This window comes from Mucilaginibacter sp. Mucisp73 (genome assembly GCF_059491465.1).
In genome coordinates this window covers 1,624,247-1,639,355 of sequence record NZ_CP168507.1, presented here as the reverse complement: position 1 = coordinate 1,639,355, position 15,109 = coordinate 1,624,247, and the positions used below count along the sequence as shown (strand labels likewise).

Genomic DNA, 15,109 nt, shown 5'->3' with positions numbered 1-15,109 from the left:
TTTTCAGGGACTGCAAATATAGTAATTCAAGTATCCCCGCAAAAAAAAATTACATTTTTTAATAATCTATCCTAACATGATAAATACTCATCAGCATGCGCTTAAAAATAGCCTTGATTGTTTCTATGTCTTTCAAAGTTATATTACTGTCTTTCAACTGGTTTTGATCAAGCTTGTATTTCACAATACGGTCTACCAGTACACTGATGGATTCTTCATCGGGCTCTTTTAATGAGCGCGATGCGGCTTCAACCGAGTCGGCAAGCATTAAAACGGCACCTTCTTTGGTAAAAGGAATGGGGCCGGGATAGCGAAAAATGTTCTCGTTAATGAATTTTTCCGGAAAATTTTTCAATGACGACTGATAAAAATAATCCACGCGGGTATTACCATGATGGGTACGGATAAAATCAATCACCACCTCGGGCAGGTTGGACTTGCGTGCCATTTCAATACCCCTGCTCACGTGACGGATAATGATCTGGGCACTTTCTTCATAAGGCAGTTTATCATGCGGGTTAAAGCCCGAACTTTGGTTTTCGATAAAAAACAAAGGGTTTTCCATTTTGCCAATATCATGATAAAGCGCCCCTGCCCTAACCAGTAAGGCGTTGCCGCCAACTGCATAAATAGCGTTTTCGGCCAGGTTAGCTACCTGCAGCGAATGCTGAAAGGTGCCCGGAGCGTTAAAAGCCAGTTCGCGCAGCAATGGCGCATTGGTATTGGTTAATTCGATGAGCGTAATTTCGGAAGTGATGGCAAAAACCTTCTCGAACAAATAAATAAGCGGGTAAGCCAGTAGGGTAAGCAGTACGCTAACTACAAAAGGCAAAAAGTCCATCCAGTCGATGTTCAGGAAATCCCCCTCGCGAATAAAGGTAATTCCCAAAAATGCCACGAAGTAGGTAAAGATAATGATCACTGCCGAGATCAGAAACTGTTCGCGGCGTACAAGGTTCTTAATACTGTAGATGGATACCATACCCGCCGTAATCTCATAATAAGCAAACTCAAAACTGTTAGGTACAAAAAAGCCGGCTATCAGCACCACCAGCAAATGGATATTAAGCGCCAAACGGGTATCAAACAATATCCGAATAATAATAGGTACTATACAATAAGGAATATAGTACAAATTAGTCGGGAACTGGAGTTTTATAGCCAGCGATAAAGTGGCTAGCATGGTAGTAATTACCAGTAATATTAAACTTACCAACCTGTTATCTGCGTAAATATCCTTACGGAAAAGATACAGGAAAATCATGAGCAGCGAGATAGCTATAGCCACCAGGAAAAATTGTCCCAAGAGCACTAAGTTTCTGTTACCGTTAACACGGGCGTTATCCTCAAAGGCTTTTTTAAATGATTCAAGTTTTTGATAAACATCGTCATTAACTACCGAGCCTTTGTAAACTATCACCTCCCCTTTTTGCACCATTCCGCGTGTTACCGAAAGGCCATCTACAACTTCCTTCTCCAGCCTTGAAGTAAGGTTATTATCATAGGCAAGATTATTTTGGAGGCGGTTGCTGATCAGATCGAGCAGGAAGGCTTTATCTAAATCAGTATGCCTGCTCAACACCTTATCACAATAAGTCTGCGCTTTTTCTTTGGTAAACAGCTCGCTGGTGTTTTTATCAGTGGCCACATTCTTATCCAGAATCCGTATGGGGTAATTTTCGGAGCTTTGCTGATATTTGGCATTGGGTTTAAAAACCCCTGTCTGGTAAATTTCGGTCAATAAATCGGTACCGACAGCAATGTACTTCGACTTGAGTTTGTCATTGATACCGGCATTATGCCATTTAATTTCCAGGTCGGCTTTAAAACCTTCAATCTGCTGGTTTTGCATCCCTGCGTCCAGCTGGTAAATTGGCGTTATGCTTTCCAGCGCCGATTTTTGATCGGCCATGATTTCCTGCGGTGTTTTTAGTATTGCGAAATTATAGGGCGATACCAGGTCTTTCTGGTTCCAGATCCTCCCCTTTTCGTGCTCGTAGCTAAATTTTGCCTGTTTCGGTAAAAAGTAAACAATAAGCACGATACTAATCAGCATCATCAAAAACTTAACATTACGGGCGTATTTGCGCAGTAAAGCCTTTTGGCGCGAAGTGGATAGTTTTGCCATTTAAATGATTAACCTGCCAAAAATAATATAAGTTTCTGTTATATGCAGTTTTTCTTGCTTTTGTAAAAATAAATTTGATATCTTTATGATATCATTTTAAAATCAAACTAAATCATGAATCCTGAAAAAACCATCAACCCGCCATCCGGCTTTGCTGTGCTTATTGTATTCCTTGCATTACTGGTAATAGCTGCCCTTTGCTTTTGGGCGGGTGAAGAACCTATTGGCGCTATGTTAGCTATCATCGGCTTCGTTTTTCTGCTCCCGGGACTTGTTGTCGTTAATCCTAACGAATCAAAAGTGCTTACCCTTTTCGGCAAGTACCTGGGTACTGTAAAAAAAGATGGCTTTTTTTGGGTGAACCCTTTCACCGTAAAAAGAAAAGTATCATTAAGAGCCTTTAACCTTAACGGGCAACAACTGAAAGTGAACGATAGCATTGGTAACCCTATTGAAATCGCAGCGGTTATAGTATGGCAGATAAAAGATACCGCCGCTGCCGTATTTGCGGTTGAAAATTACATTCAATATGTAAATATCCAGAGCGAAGCTGCAGTAAGGCACCTGGCCAACTCTTTCCCTTATGATAACCTGGAGGATGAAACTGCAGCCATTACCCTACGCGGTGGCGCCGAACAGGTAAGCTCAATGTTGGAGAAGGAGTTGAACGAAAGGCTTGACCGCGCCGGCATTGAGGTATTAGAAGCCCGCATCTCCCATTTGGCCTACGCTCCTGAAATTGCCCATTCCATGCTGCAGGTACAGCAGGCATCGGCCATAATAGCTGCCCGTAAGCTGATAGTTGAAGGTGCCGTTGGCATGGTTGAAATGGCACTGAACAAGCTATCCGAAAAAAACATTGTTGAACTTGATGAAGAACGCAAAGCAGCCATGGTAAGCAATCTGCTGGTTGTACTTTGCGGTGATAAAGCTGTTAACCCTGTTGTTAATACCGGTACTTTATACCATTAATATCATGGATCAATTCAGAAGCTTTGATCAGTTGCGCGTGTCGGAATTACCAGTACTGAGGCATGGTTTTGGGCGACCATGGTATGAGCTTACCGACGGGCAGTTTAGCTATGGGAAGCTCACCTATACAGGAGCTTTAAAACGCGCTTGCTTACTCGAAACAGCGAATGGAAACTGGATAGTAAAACGTAAGAACTGGATAGGCCGAAAACTTGTTATTGAGCAGCCCGATGGCATGGAAACAGGTTTGGTGACACCAGAGATCTGGAGCCGTAAGATAACGCTCAATTTAAACAATGGGCTCATGGCTACTTTTTATAATAAAAAGATCCTTTCACGCACCTGCACCTGGGTAAACGAGCAATTGGGCGATATCCTGAATGTAGAAACCAAAATATGGAGCCGGAAAAATCCTTTTATTGTAAAAATGGACCTCGATATGATCAAAAAAGTACCAGAACTGCCGCTATTGGCGTTACTGGGCATAAATTTAGTTTTGTTAAAACAGGCCCAGGCAGCGGCCGCAAGTTGATATGGCCGAAAAAAAAGCATTTGTATTACGCATTAACCCCGACATGCTGAAGGAGATTGAGAGCTGGGCTGCCGAAGAATTCAGGAGCACCAACGGCCAGATCGAATACCTCATGCAACAAGCCCTGCATGCTCGTAAAAAAGGAGTTAAAAAGAAAAAAGAAGAAGAGTGATCAGAGGTTGGAGATTAGAGACTAGTTGAATACCCATTATATAAATGGACAAAATGCCAGATTCTTAAGTCTTTTAATTCTGGTTCGGATAAGCGAAAACCCTAATCTCTAATCTCTAACCTCCAACCTCTAATCTCTTGCCCAATTAATTTTATTATGCATGCATAGCATTTTCTTTCATCCAAATCACTAAATTTGCCCACCAATTTTAATGAGGGACACATGAAAGAAGTAGTAATAGTAACGGCTACACGCACACCTATAGGTAGTTTTGGAGGCAGCCTGGCTGCTATCGGCGCCACACAGTTGGGGGCGGCAGTCATCAAATCGGCAGTTGAAAAAGCGGGTTTACGGCCCGATCAGGTTCAGGAAATTTATATGGGCAATGTAATGTCGGCCAATGTTGGGCAGGCGCCGGCAACACAGGCAGCTATTTTTGCCGGGCTCCCCTATTTGCCCGCAACAACCGTTAATAAAGTTTGTGCATCGGGTATGAAAGCCATTATGTTAGCCGCCCAAAGCATAGCCATAGGGCAAAACGATATTGTTGTTGCCGGCGGCATGGAAAGCATGAGCAACGTACCCTATTACCTGGATAAGGCCCGCAACGGGTACCGTTTAGGTAACGGGCAAATCATTGACGGTTTGGTAAAAGACGGTCTTTGGGATGTTTACAACGACTATCATATGGGCTCAGCAGCCGAACTTTGCGCTACCGACTGCAACATCAGTCGGGAGGAACAGGACGCATATGCTATACTATCATACCAGCGTGCCCAAAAAGCACAGGCAGACGGAAAATTTAAAGATGAAATAACTCCTGTTGGCCTTAAAGACAAAAAAGGCGATATCACGATGTTCGCCGAAGATGAGGAACCCCAAACAGTTAAGTTTGACAAGATCCCCTCATTAAAACCCGTATTTAAAAAAGATGGTACGGTTACGGCCGCCAACGCCTCGACCCTTAATGACGGTGCCGCAGCTGTAGTGCTTATGAGCCGCGAAAAAGCGGATGAACTCGGTATAACCCCATTGGCTAAGGTGGTTTCCTACGCCGATGCACAGCAGGCACCCGAATGGTTTACTACCGCACCGTCAAAAGCCATTCCGCTGGCACTGCACAGGGCGGGCCTGCAAAACTCCGATATCGACTTCTTTGAGATCAATGAAGCCTTCTCTGTAGTATCAATAGCCAACAACCAGCTTTTGAACCTCGACCCGGAAAAAGTAAACGTTAACGGCGGTGCTGTTTCATTAGGCCACCCGCTCGGCGCTTCGGGTGCACGAATCATTGTTACCCTTTTACACGTATTAAAGCAAAACAACGGCAAATACGGCGCTGCCGGTATCTGTAACGGTGGTGGCGGTGCCAGCGCAATGGTTATCGAAAATTTACGTTAGTATTTTATATATAACGTCATTATAAGCAAAATATACTTTAATGATGTTGCGCGTGGGACGCGTTAGGGATTGCAGTGAAAAGCCCACAGCGCGGGTTGGGTCGCGGGCATGCAACGCGAGGACTTATAACGGAAAGCCCGGGCCGCAGGCAACGCCCGTATTTATAAAATAGATTATATACAATACTAACCAACGGCTTACTATTACGTCATTATAAGAAACGAAACAATCTCATTCTATATAAAGAAACTTGCAAAGCCATCTCGCAAAGACATAAAAAATAAGCTCAACTAATTAAATTAAAATAGTGACAAAAAAAACCCTTCTTACTATCTTCTCCATACTGCTTTGCATGCAAACTTTTGCGCAATACCATGACGAAGGTACAAGGCTCAAAAAACTTAACGAATACCAGGATAGTCTCACTCGCCTTGGCAAAAAAATTATCAATGATGAGAACGACATGGAGCGTAAAAATGCCAATTATCAGTTCATTAAAACACTGGTACAAGCGCTGAAGGTCAATAACTCATTCCTGTTCCCTTTTGATTCGGTTAAAAGCATCAGCATTGTAAACTCACCCGATAACCGTTTTCGCATCCTGAGCTGGCATGTTACAAACCTCGATGGCAGTTATCGCTTTTATGGAACTGTTCAAATAAATACCGGAGGGCCGCTCAAAATGTATCCGCTCGAAGACTATTCGCCATTATTGAAAAACCCAGAGGATTCGGTAACCGATAGCCATAAATGGTATGGTGCCCAATACTATAAGATAATGCCGGTGTACGGCCCCAAACCATATTATGTATTATTAGGGTGGAAAGGTAATACAGTTAAATCCACAAAAAAAGTGATCGATGCAATTTCATTTAATAATGGCGTGCCGCAGTTTGGCATGCACGTGTTTAACGGCAATGGCAAAACCCGCAGCCGTGTTATATTTGAGTACGCCCGGCAGGTATCGATGCTGTTAAGATTTGTGCCCGAGAAAAATATTATTGTTTTTGACCATCTTTCGGCGCCAGATGGCCGGAGTAAAGACAAACCTGAAACCTTTGGCCCCGACCTGAGTTACGATGGCTACCAATTAAAAGATGGCCGCTGGACTTATATAGAAAACCTTGACATGCGCAACATTGCCGACGGCAATTCGGCCACCGATAACGAATATATTGATCCCAAAAAGCAAGCCGCAAAAGACCGCGCCCTTTTACCGGTAAAACATTAAGAAATTAAACAACAGCAATAGCCCCAAAATCAACACTTTTATTGTTTAAATTGTAACACTTTCGGTATTAAATTTCGGATTGGAAGATTTATATTACCTTTAGCAAATTTTAAGTTAACTGATGCAAGAAAAAACTGCTCCACTAAAATCAAAATTCCCCAAGAGCGTCCCTTACATTATTGGCAATGAAGCCGCTGAACGTTTTAGCTTTTATGGCATGCGTTCCATACTTACCCTTTTTTTGGTAAAACAATTCTTTAACCCTCAAGCCATTCCCGCGTTGGCCCAACAGGCTGATGCCCATGCCAATAAGCTGAATCATTTATTTGTTATGGTGGCCTACGCTTTGCCATTTGTTGGCGGCATGGTGGCCGATTGGTTTACCGGCAAATACAAGCTCATACTTTATATTTCCATCGTATATTGCTTTGGGCACCTGTTACTGGCCATGTTTGATACAAGCCTTAGTGGTTTTGAGATAGGTATGCTTGTAGTAGCTATTGGTGCGGGAGGTATCAAATCGTGCGTTTCGGCTAACGTAGGCGACCAGTTTGATGCCAGTAACCAGGATTTGCTTTCGAAAGTTTACGGTTGGTTTTACTTTAGCATCAATGCGGGCTCAATGCTATCAACAGTGGCTATCCCTGTTATTTACAAATATTACGGTCCTAAATGGGCTTTTGGTGTTCCAGGGCTTTTGATGGGTTTGGCAACCATTATATTTTTTATGGGCCGCAAAAAATATGTAAAAGTGCCTCCGCAGGGCGTAAACCGAAATAACCTGGTGTTTATTACATGGTATGCACTTACCCATTTAAGTAAAAAGAAACCAGGCCAATCATTACTTGATATTGCCAAAGAAAGCTATGATCCGGAACGGGTTGAAGGAGTTAAAGCAGTATACCGTGTGATTTCCGTATTCTTTTTTGCATTGGCATTTTGGGCTGTTTGGGACCAGTGCCTTTCAGAATGGACGCTGTATGCTGCAAAAATGGATCGAAACATCAATCTTGGTTTTACCTCATTCCAGATAGAACCGGGTTCAATGTCTACATTTAATACCATTTTCCTCCTGTTATTCATCCCGCTTTTTAACTATGTGATTTATCCAAATTTAGATAAGATCGGGTTGAAAACAACACCTTTGCGCAGGCTCGGAGCGGGCTTGATTTTGACGGCGTTATCGTTTGTAGTTATCGGTTTTACACATGTAAGTATTGATCATGGTGGCTCTCCGTCAATGTGGTGGCAAGTGCTGGCCTTTTTAATATTATCAGCTGCGGAAGTATTGGTGTCAATTACCGGTTTGGAATATGCTTATACCCATTCTCCAAAATCAATGAAAAGTACTATGTCAGGAATTTGGTTCCTGGTTGTTTCGTTTGGAAACCTGATCACCGCCCTTGTAAATGGTCTTATTGAAGACGGGGGCTGGTGGGCTGAAAATCTTAAGGGTGCCAATTACGAATGGTTTTTTGTGGCTTTCATCAGTGTATTCATCATCATATTCCTGATCGTTTCTCCACGCCTTAAAGAAAGAAATTACATTACCGACCCTTACGTGGAAAACCAGGTTATTGCCGACACTCATAACCTGTAAAATATTACCCAAAATTGCAGGATTGCGCAAGCTTTCCTGTTTTTTTGTTTTGATGCTCTGTAAATTGATTATTTTCGCACCTTAAACGTTTACATCATTTTTCAAAATACGATTCAGTGCCCGATAGCATAGTAATTATACCCACGTATAACGAGAAGGAAAACATCGAGCGGATGATCCGCAAGGTATTCTCTTTGCCTCATGATTTTCATATCCTGATCATTGACGACGGATCACCCGACGGTACGCCGCAGATAGTAAAAAGTTTGCAAGCTGAATATGACGGTCGCCTTTTTATGGAAGAACGAGCTGGTAAACAGGGATTGGGCACTGCCTATATACATGGTTTTAAATGGTGTATAGCCCGCCATTACGACTATATTTTTGAGATGGATGCTGACTTTTCGCACAATCCGGATGACCTGTTGAAACTAAGGCAAGCCTGTATTGATGGTGCCGACGCGGCAATAGGTTCGCGCTATGTAACCGGCGTAAACGTGGTAAACTGGCCCATGAGCCGGGTGTTGATGAGCTATTTTGCATCAGTATATGTACGTTTTATAACCGGCATGAAAGTGCAGGACGCCACCGCGGGCTTTATGTGCTACAAACGCAGGGTGCTTGAAACCGTTAAGCTGGATAAAATCAAGTTTGTTGGTTACGCCTTCCAGATCGAGATGAAATATACTACCATTAAACATGGCTTTAAGCTGGTAGAAGTCCCTATTATATTTACCGACCGCACTGCCGGTACCTCCAAAATGTCGACGCGTATTTTCCGGGAAGCATTTTTAGGCGTGATCCAGATGAAGATCAACAGCATTTTCAGGAAGTACCCGGAGGGATGATTTGATTTCGAATTTCGGAATTGTGATTTTGGATTTATTTTTGATTATTTCAGAATAAATCCGCAATCAATTTTTTTGTAAAGATTTTAAAATAAACATCCGAAATCGAACATCCGAAATCCGAAATCAAAAATAAATACTAATTTCGTTGGCAATGAATGAGCATCTTGACCCTGAACGCGAACGTCTCAGTCCGGCCGAACGTGATATTGAAAAAGTATTGCGGCCGCAGCAATTTGAAGACTTTACCGGTCAGCATAAAATATTAGCCAATTTAAAGATCTTTGTACAAGCTGCCCGTCAGCGCGGAGAAGCGCTTGATCATGTGCTGCTCCACGGTCCACCAGGTTTAGGTAAAACCACCCTATCCCACATCATCGCCAATGAAATGGGTGTAGGCATTAAGATCACCTCAGGCCCTGTTTTAGATAAACCCGGGGATTTGGCGGGTTTGCTTACCAATCTTGAAACCGGGGATATTCTTTTTATTGATGAAATTCACCGTTTAAGTCCGCTGGTTGAAGAATACCTTTACTCGGCCATGGAGGATTTTAAGATCGATATTATGCTGGAGAGCGGCCCCAATGCCCGTTCGGTACAAATTTCGCTTAATCCGTTTACCTTGGTAGGCGCAACTACCCGTTCCGGCTTGCTTACTGCGCCTCTAAGGGCCAGGTTTGGTATCAACTCGCGCCTGGAATATTACGATGCCAAACTGCTTACCACCATTGTACTACGTTCGGCGTCGATACTAAAAACACCTATTACTGATGAAGGTGCTTATGAAATCGCCCGCCGCAGCCGTGGTACCCCCCGTATTGCCAATGCATTACTTCGCCGCACACGTGATTTCGCCCAAATCAAAGGAAATGGCAAGATTGATACGGAGATTGCCCAGTATGCATTGAACGCTTTAAATGTAGATAGTCACGGACTGGACGAAATGGACAACAAGATCCTGCTTACCATTATTGATAAGTTTAAAGGCGGTCCTGTAGGTTTAAAAACTGTTGCAACAGCAGTTGGTGAAGACGAGGGCACAATTGAAGAAGTTTACGAACCGTTTTTAATACAGGAAGGCTTTTTAATGCGTACGGCCCGCGGCCGTGAAGCTACTGAAGCTGCCTACAAACATTTAGGAAAGATAAAGCTGGGAGGAAATCCATCTTTATTTTGAGATAAACGTATACATCGCCACCAATCATGAAAACCAAATTAAAACTACTGCTCACTACAACTACGCTCTTTTTAAGCTGCATAACTATCGCATCGGCACAAACAACACCACCGCCACCGGGTACAGCACCAGCCCCTTCGGTTACGGCACCTACCGATTCAGTTAACAAGGCAAAAAAAGACACCATACCGGTGATACACAAGCCCGTACCGACACTAAAAGTAGGTATTATGGGCTTAAACCATGACCATATCCACCTCATATTAAGTGAGTACCGAAAAGGAAACGTAAATATTGTAGGCATTGCCGAACCTGATAAAAAGCTTTGGGAAAAATTTGGCAAAGCATATAACCTGCCCGATTCCCTGTTTTTTGATGACCTAAGGAAAATGTGCACCACCCGTAAGCCTGCTATTGTGTTGGGTTACAACGCTGTTGGCAAACATGTGGATATTGTGGAGACCTGCGCACCCTTAGGTATTTCTGTAATGGTTGAAAAACCGTTGGCCGCCACCCTTGAGCAGGCCAAACGTATGGAGTTTCTGGCCCTTAAATACTACGTCAAAGTATTAACCAATTATGAAACTACCTGGTACCCATCGTTCCAGGATGCTTATAACACCGTTAAGCAGGACAGCATAGGTTTGATCCGTAAAATGGTGGTACATGACGGGCACCAGGGGCCACGCGAAATTGGCTGCAGCGAAGACTTTTTGAGCTGGTTAACAGATCCCGTATTAAATGGTGCAGGCGCCCTGAATGATTTTGGTTGCTATGGCGCTGATTTGATGACCTGGCTGATGAAGGGCCAGCGCCCGATAGCAGTAACCGCTATCGCAAGGCATTATAAACCAACCGTATATCCGAAGGTTGAGGATGATGCCACCATATTGGTTGAATACGCCAATGCCACGGGGCAGATTGAAGCCTCCTGGAACTGGCCTTTCAGTATCAAGGACATGGAGATTTTCGGTGCTAAGGGTTATATCCACGCCTTCGATAAGGATAGTGTTGAAATAAAAGTTAATAACCGTGTAAGAGGTTATAAAGCTGCCCCACTGGTAGCACCAGCTGATGCGCCGGTAGCCTATTTTACTTCGGCCCTCGCAAATCCGCTCAGGCACCCGGATGACCGTTCATCATTAAAATACAATATGATTGTTATGCAAATCCTGGATGCCGCCAAGCGGTCAATAAAAGAAGGAAAGCGTATAGTTTTATAACAAACACAACAGGGCCGATGAAATACATAACTTTATTACTGTTATTTTCCTCGGCCTTGTTAAGCTGCGGAACCAAAAAAGACAAAGCACCCGCTGAGGTTTACCCAACGGTTAGCTACTTAAAGATCAAACTTGATGCTGCCGGGCACCTGCCTGCCAATCCCTACATCTTAAGGTTTAAAAACGACAAAAAGGAGATTGTTTTTTGTGGCGTTAACCATCTGCCGGATAACAATGATACCGAAAACCCGATGTTTAAAAGGATCGAAAAGGCATTTTTTGAATTCAGACCTGATGTATGTGTTAACGAAGGAGGAGATGTTTCAAAAAAGGTTTTCGCCTCAAAAAAAGAAGCCATTCAAAAAGATGGTGAAATAGGGCTTACCAAAATCCTTGCCGACAGTCTTAAAATAAAAACTGTTAACGGCGACATGACCGATAGCCTGGAATTTAAAGAGTTATTGAAAAGATACACCACTGCTGAGTTTTTAGCTTATATCGTGACCGAACGTTGTATGTGGGGCCAACGGCCTCCTGTTACCGATAGCGCGGCATTTAAAGCAAACTACGCTAAATTTATACAAGGCTATATCATGAAAACAGGTGGAGTAAAGCTTTCACCGGCTGAGCAAACCCTGGATTATTTTGAAACCGCCTATCAAAAACTGCTTAACCGCCCTTTTAAGCTCGAGGAGCTGGAACCTACCAATCCGTTTGACCCCAAAGGAAAATTTCAGGAAATTGGCAGAGCCTCCAAAGAGATCAGGGATCAAAGCCTGCTTCGCACCATTGACAATCTGCTTAAAACCCATAACAAAGTGTTTGTAGTTTTTGGCGGATGGCACCTGCTTACCTGCGAGCCGGGCCTGAAGCAGATCATCAATAAAAGCGAATAATTATCCGGTTATCATACTTAAAGTCTTAATTAATTTTGTTTACATCGCAAGGCTTGCGTGTTATATAATTATTAATTTAGCTGCCGTTAATTAAGGAATAAAACCAACCTATAATATGATAAAACAAACGTTAGCCATACTGGCCCTTTGTGCTTTCGGCGCTGTTTCATGCCAGTCGAAGCCATCAGATAAATCAACTACTGCTGCCCCTGTTGCCGAAGTTCCGGCTGCCAATGCCACATCACAAGGTGATGCGGCCGCCATTTTAGCCCGCAAGCAGGTACCTATTCTCTGCTACCACCAAATTCGCGACTGGAAACCGACAGATTCAAAAAACGCTAAAGATTACATTGTTCAGGTTGCCGCATTTAAAGAGCACATCAAAATGCTGGCCGACAGTGGTTATCATACCATACTGCCCGATCAGCTTTATGCATACCTTACCAAGGGCGCGCCGCTGCCTAAAAAACCTATCATGCTTACGTTTGATGATACCGACCTTGATCAGTTCACCATTGCCAATCCTACCCTTAAAAAGTATGGTTTTAAAGCGGTTTATTTTGTGATGACCGTATCGTTAGGCCGTCCGCATTACATGACCAAAGAGCAGGTAAAACAACTATCTGACGAAGGTAACGTTATTGCCAGCCATACCTGGGACCACCACCGTGTTGACCGTTACTCACACACTTCTACCCTCAAAATCATTGGTAAAAACGGTAAAATAACCAATCGCCCGGTGGATGACTGGGTTACCCAAATCGAAAAACCAACCAAAACGTTGGAAGAGATCACCGGCAAAAAAATGGATTACTTTGCTTATCCGTTTGGCATCTGGAACAAAGCCGCTTTACCTGAGCTTAGGAAACGTGGTTTTAAAATGGCTTTCCAATTAGCTGATAAACGTGATCAAACTGATCCGTTGATGACCGTGCGCCGTATTTTAGATAGCGGATACTGGAGCACCAAAACGTTAAGCAACAGTATCAGGAACAGCTTTTAGCCCCCGACCCCCTAAAGGGGGAGATATGGAGGATATTTAAATAAGAAATGCCAACTCTTTGAGCCGGCATTTCTTATTTTCTGCCATCTATTTAGGCATAGCTATCAACTTAAGGAATAAAAAGCTGGGAACTTGCGATTCCCCTTTTGGGGGCGGACGCCTCACAAATCCTCACCCGCCGGGCCTTGTCCTTTGTTTGACGACGGCATTTTGCTAATATCCTTTTCGTCGGGTTTTAAATGAACTATCTCGGCTATTATGGTATCATCACCGGTATTTTCACCTAACTCATCATTGTGCAGATCTGAATCATCATTATTCATAGCTGCTCTTTCATCTATAGTTTCCATAATGATATTTATTTATTTCCTGTTATCCATTTTACGGCTTCGTCTAATTCTTCCAGCCTATAGCCTGCAAACTTGCCCGGTAAAATATATTTAAACAAATGACTGAACTCCCGAACACCGTCCTGATCGGTTACAACAGCAACTTTGTTCCATCGGGTAAAATATTTAAGGCCCAGCCTGATATTACCGCACCAGGCACCTGCTGTAAAATTTTTAATATTAGTTTCCAGCACCAGTAAAAAGTTTATCCGCCCGGTTTGTTTTACCTGTTGCTCAAGCAATGGTCGTAAAGCCCTTTCATAATCGCCAATAGTAACGTGGCCTGCTGCATGCATCCCTAACACATGCGCAGGCAAATATTTAATATGCTCAAGCATGCTATAAATTCTTATTTTTTAATCAGATACAAAAACTGAACCAATAGTAAACTTATAGCAAAACGGAGTAAAGTATAATAACGAATAATGTGCTTATGCAAGTATACAAACCTGATTGGGGGGCGTCTCTGTACACGCACCAATTTCAATTTATACTATCTTTGCACAAATGCAGCAAAACAAAGCCACATATAGTCAACTCATTAAAAGCGAGGCGCAAAAGCTCGGTTTTTTGTTTTGTGGCATTGCCAAAGCAGATTTTTTGGAAGACGAAGCTCCACGCCTTGAAGCCTGGCTTAATAAAAACATGCATGGCGAAATGGCGTACATGGAGAACCATTTTGATAAGCGCCTTGACCCTCGTTTGTTGGTTGATGGGGCAAAATCTGTCATCTCGCTTGGTATAAATTACTATACCGATCAGCAACAGGATGATCCGTTATCGCCTAAAATCTCTAAATACGCTTATGGAATTGACTACCACACGGTGATTAAAGATAAGCTGAGGCTATTACTGCAAATCATTAATGATAAAATTGGTGAAGTAGGCGGCCGTGCGTTTGTTGATTCGGCCCCGGTACTTGATAAGGCATGGGCACGTAAAGCAGGAATGGGCTGGATTGGCAAAAACAGCAACCTGCTCAACAAAAAAGCCGGCTCGTTCTTTTTCCTGGCCGAACTGATCATTGACATTGAACTGGAATACGATATAGCCCCCACAGCCGATCATTGCGGTACCTGCACTAATTGTATCGACGCCTGCCCTACCGATGCCATAGTTGGCCCATATGTGGTAGATGGCAGCCGCTGCATCTCCTATTTAACCATTGAGCTTAAAAATGAAATTCCGCAGGAGTTTAAGGGCAAAATGGATAACTGGATGTTTGGCTGTGACGTTTGCCAGGATGTTTGTCCCTGGAACCGTTTCTCGGTGCTTAATACCGAGCCGGCCTTTACTCCGCACCCCGATTTGCTACACTTGAAAACCACCGACTGGCAGGACATTACCCAGGATATTTTTCAAAAAGTATTCAAAAACTCGGCTGTTAAACGCACGAAATTTAGCGGGCTAAAAAGGAATATTGATTTTTTAAAGGCTAAAGGCTAAAGGCTAAAGGCTAAAGGCTAAAGGCTAAAGGCTAAAGGCTAAAGGCTAAAGTTGAACGAATCCATGAAGCTTAGGTTTCAGAATATTATCA

15 protein-coding genes are annotated in these 15,109 nt (G+C 43.1%); 12 read left to right on the top strand and 3 right to left on the bottom strand.

Annotated elements, in window-relative coordinates; translation table 11 throughout:
- Positions 1-58: 58 nt before the first annotated feature.
- Entirely contained in the window at positions 59-2,128 is a 2,070-nt protein-coding gene (locus ACEN82_RS07130; protein ID WP_413322211.1) for an HD family phosphohydrolase, read from the bottom strand.
- Between the two features lie 114 nt (positions 2,129-2,242).
- Here ACEN82_RS07130 and ACEN82_RS07125 point away from each other — a divergent pair, with 114 nt between their 5' ends.
- From ACEN82_RS07125 to ACEN82_RS07075, 11 genes are all read left to right on the top strand, one after another.
- Complete coding sequence (locus tag ACEN82_RS07125) at positions 2,243-3,100, top strand: SPFH domain-containing protein (protein ID WP_090526686.1); 858 nt, start codon at positions 2,243-2,245, stop codon at positions 3,098-3,100.
- A gap of 4 nt (positions 3,101-3,104) precedes the next feature.
- Entirely contained in the window at positions 3,105-3,632 is a 528-nt protein-coding gene (locus ACEN82_RS07120; RefSeq protein ID WP_413322210.1) for a hypothetical protein, read from the top strand.
- Position 3,633: 1 nt separating this feature from the next.
- Complete coding sequence (locus ACEN82_RS07115) at positions 3,634-3,804, top strand: type II toxin-antitoxin system antitoxin (RefSeq protein ID WP_091162415.1); 171 nt, start codon at positions 3,634-3,636, stop codon at positions 3,802-3,804.
- Between the two features lie 222 nt (positions 3,805-4,026).
- Positions 4,027-5,205, top strand: a complete 1,179-nt coding sequence (locus ACEN82_RS07110) for an acetyl-CoA C-acyltransferase (protein WP_413322209.1) — start codon at positions 4,027-4,029, stop codon at positions 5,203-5,205.
- A gap of 307 nt (positions 5,206-5,512) precedes the next feature.
- Complete coding sequence (locus ACEN82_RS07105; protein ID WP_413322208.1) at positions 5,513-6,436, top strand: hypothetical protein; 924 nt, start codon at positions 5,513-5,515, stop codon at positions 6,434-6,436.
- A 121-nt stretch (positions 6,437-6,557) separates the two neighbouring features.
- Positions 6,558-8,036, top strand: a complete 1,479-nt coding sequence (locus ACEN82_RS07100) for a POT-type proton-dependent oligopeptide transporter (protein ID WP_413322207.1) — start codon at positions 6,558-6,560, stop codon at positions 8,034-8,036.
- Between the two features lie 116 nt (positions 8,037-8,152).
- Positions 8,153-8,884, top strand: coding sequence for a polyprenol monophosphomannose synthase (locus ACEN82_RS07095; protein ID WP_090526674.1), 732 nt, complete (start codon positions 8,153-8,155; stop codon positions 8,882-8,884).
- A 154-nt stretch (positions 8,885-9,038) separates the two neighbouring features.
- The gene (gene ruvB, locus ACEN82_RS07090; RefSeq protein WP_090526672.1) at positions 9,039-10,061 is read left to right on the top strand and encodes a Holliday junction branch migration DNA helicase RuvB; all 1,023 of its coding nucleotides are present in this window, start codon (positions 9,039-9,041) and stop codon (positions 10,059-10,061) included.
- A 26-nt stretch (positions 10,062-10,087) separates the two neighbouring features.
- Complete coding sequence (locus ACEN82_RS07085) at positions 10,088-11,284, top strand: Gfo/Idh/MocA family protein (protein WP_413322206.1); 1,197 nt, start codon at positions 10,088-10,090, stop codon at positions 11,282-11,284.
- Positions 11,285-11,301: 17 nt separating this feature from the next.
- Positions 11,302-12,180, top strand: a complete 879-nt coding sequence (locus ACEN82_RS07080) for a hypothetical protein (protein WP_413322205.1) — start codon at positions 11,302-11,304, stop codon at positions 12,178-12,180.
- 115 nt (positions 12,181-12,295) lie between these two features.
- Complete coding sequence (locus tag ACEN82_RS07075; RefSeq protein ID WP_413322204.1) at positions 12,296-13,183, top strand: polysaccharide deacetylase family protein; 888 nt, start codon at positions 12,296-12,298, stop codon at positions 13,181-13,183.
- Between the two features lie 161 nt (positions 13,184-13,344).
- Here the strand turns inward: ACEN82_RS07075 and ACEN82_RS07070 are convergent, their stop codons facing one another.
- Both ACEN82_RS07070 and ACEN82_RS07065 read right to left on the bottom strand, forming a co-directional pair.
- The gene (locus tag ACEN82_RS07070; protein ID WP_090526666.1) at positions 13,345-13,533 is read right to left on the bottom strand and encodes a hypothetical protein; all 189 of its coding nucleotides are present in this window, start codon (positions 13,531-13,533) and stop codon (positions 13,345-13,347) included.
- A gap of 8 nt (positions 13,534-13,541) precedes the next feature.
- Positions 13,542-13,910 carry a SpoIIAA family protein gene (locus ACEN82_RS07065; protein ID WP_090526664.1) on the bottom strand — a complete coding sequence of 123 codons (369 nt, stop codon included), beginning with the start codon at positions 13,908-13,910 and terminating at the stop codon, positions 13,542-13,544.
- 169 nt (positions 13,911-14,079) lie between these two features.
- Between ACEN82_RS07065 and queG the strand changes: the two genes are divergently transcribed.
- The gene (queG, locus tag ACEN82_RS07060) at positions 14,080-15,018 is read left to right on the top strand and encodes a tRNA epoxyqueuosine(34) reductase QueG (protein WP_413322203.1); all 939 of its coding nucleotides are present in this window, start codon (positions 14,080-14,082) and stop codon (positions 15,016-15,018) included.
- The last annotated feature ends 91 nt before the right edge of the window (positions 15,019-15,109 follow it).

Coding starts and splice junctions, on each gene's coding strand:
- ACEN82_RS07130 (WP_413322211.1), bottom strand. CDS start 2,128: ATGGCAAAACTATCCACTTCGCGCCAAAAGGCTTTACTGCGCAAATAC.
- ACEN82_RS07075 (WP_413322204.1), top strand. CDS start 12,296: ATGATAAAACAAACGTTAGCCATACTGGCCCTTTGTGCTTTCGGCGCT.
- ACEN82_RS07065 (WP_090526664.1), bottom strand. CDS start 13,910: ATGCTTGAGCATATTAAATATTTGCCTGCGCATGTGTTAGGGATGCAT.
- ACEN82_RS07125 (WP_090526686.1), top strand. CDS start 2,243: ATGAATCCTGAAAAAACCATCAACCCGCCATCCGGCTTTGCTGTGCTT.
- queG (WP_413322203.1), top strand. CDS start 14,080: ATGCAGCAAAACAAAGCCACATATAGTCAACTCATTAAAAGCGAGGCG.
- ACEN82_RS07110 (WP_413322209.1), top strand. CDS start 4,027: ATGAAAGAAGTAGTAATAGTAACGGCTACACGCACACCTATAGGTAGT.
- ACEN82_RS07115 (WP_091162415.1), top strand. CDS start 3,634: ATGGCCGAAAAAAAAGCATTTGTATTACGCATTAACCCCGACATGCTG.
- ACEN82_RS07085 (WP_413322206.1), top strand. CDS start 10,088: ATGAAAACCAAATTAAAACTACTGCTCACTACAACTACGCTCTTTTTA.
- ACEN82_RS07070 (WP_090526666.1), bottom strand. CDS start 13,533: ATGGAAACTATAGATGAAAGAGCAGCTATGAATAATGATGATTCAGAT.
- ACEN82_RS07100 (WP_413322207.1), top strand. CDS start 6,558: ATGCAAGAAAAAACTGCTCCACTAAAATCAAAATTCCCCAAGAGCGTC.
- ACEN82_RS07120 (WP_413322210.1), top strand. CDS start 3,105: ATGGATCAATTCAGAAGCTTTGATCAGTTGCGCGTGTCGGAATTACCA.
- ACEN82_RS07080 (WP_413322205.1), top strand. CDS start 11,302: ATGAAATACATAACTTTATTACTGTTATTTTCCTCGGCCTTGTTAAGC.
- ruvB (WP_090526672.1), top strand. CDS start 9,039: ATGAATGAGCATCTTGACCCTGAACGCGAACGTCTCAGTCCGGCCGAA.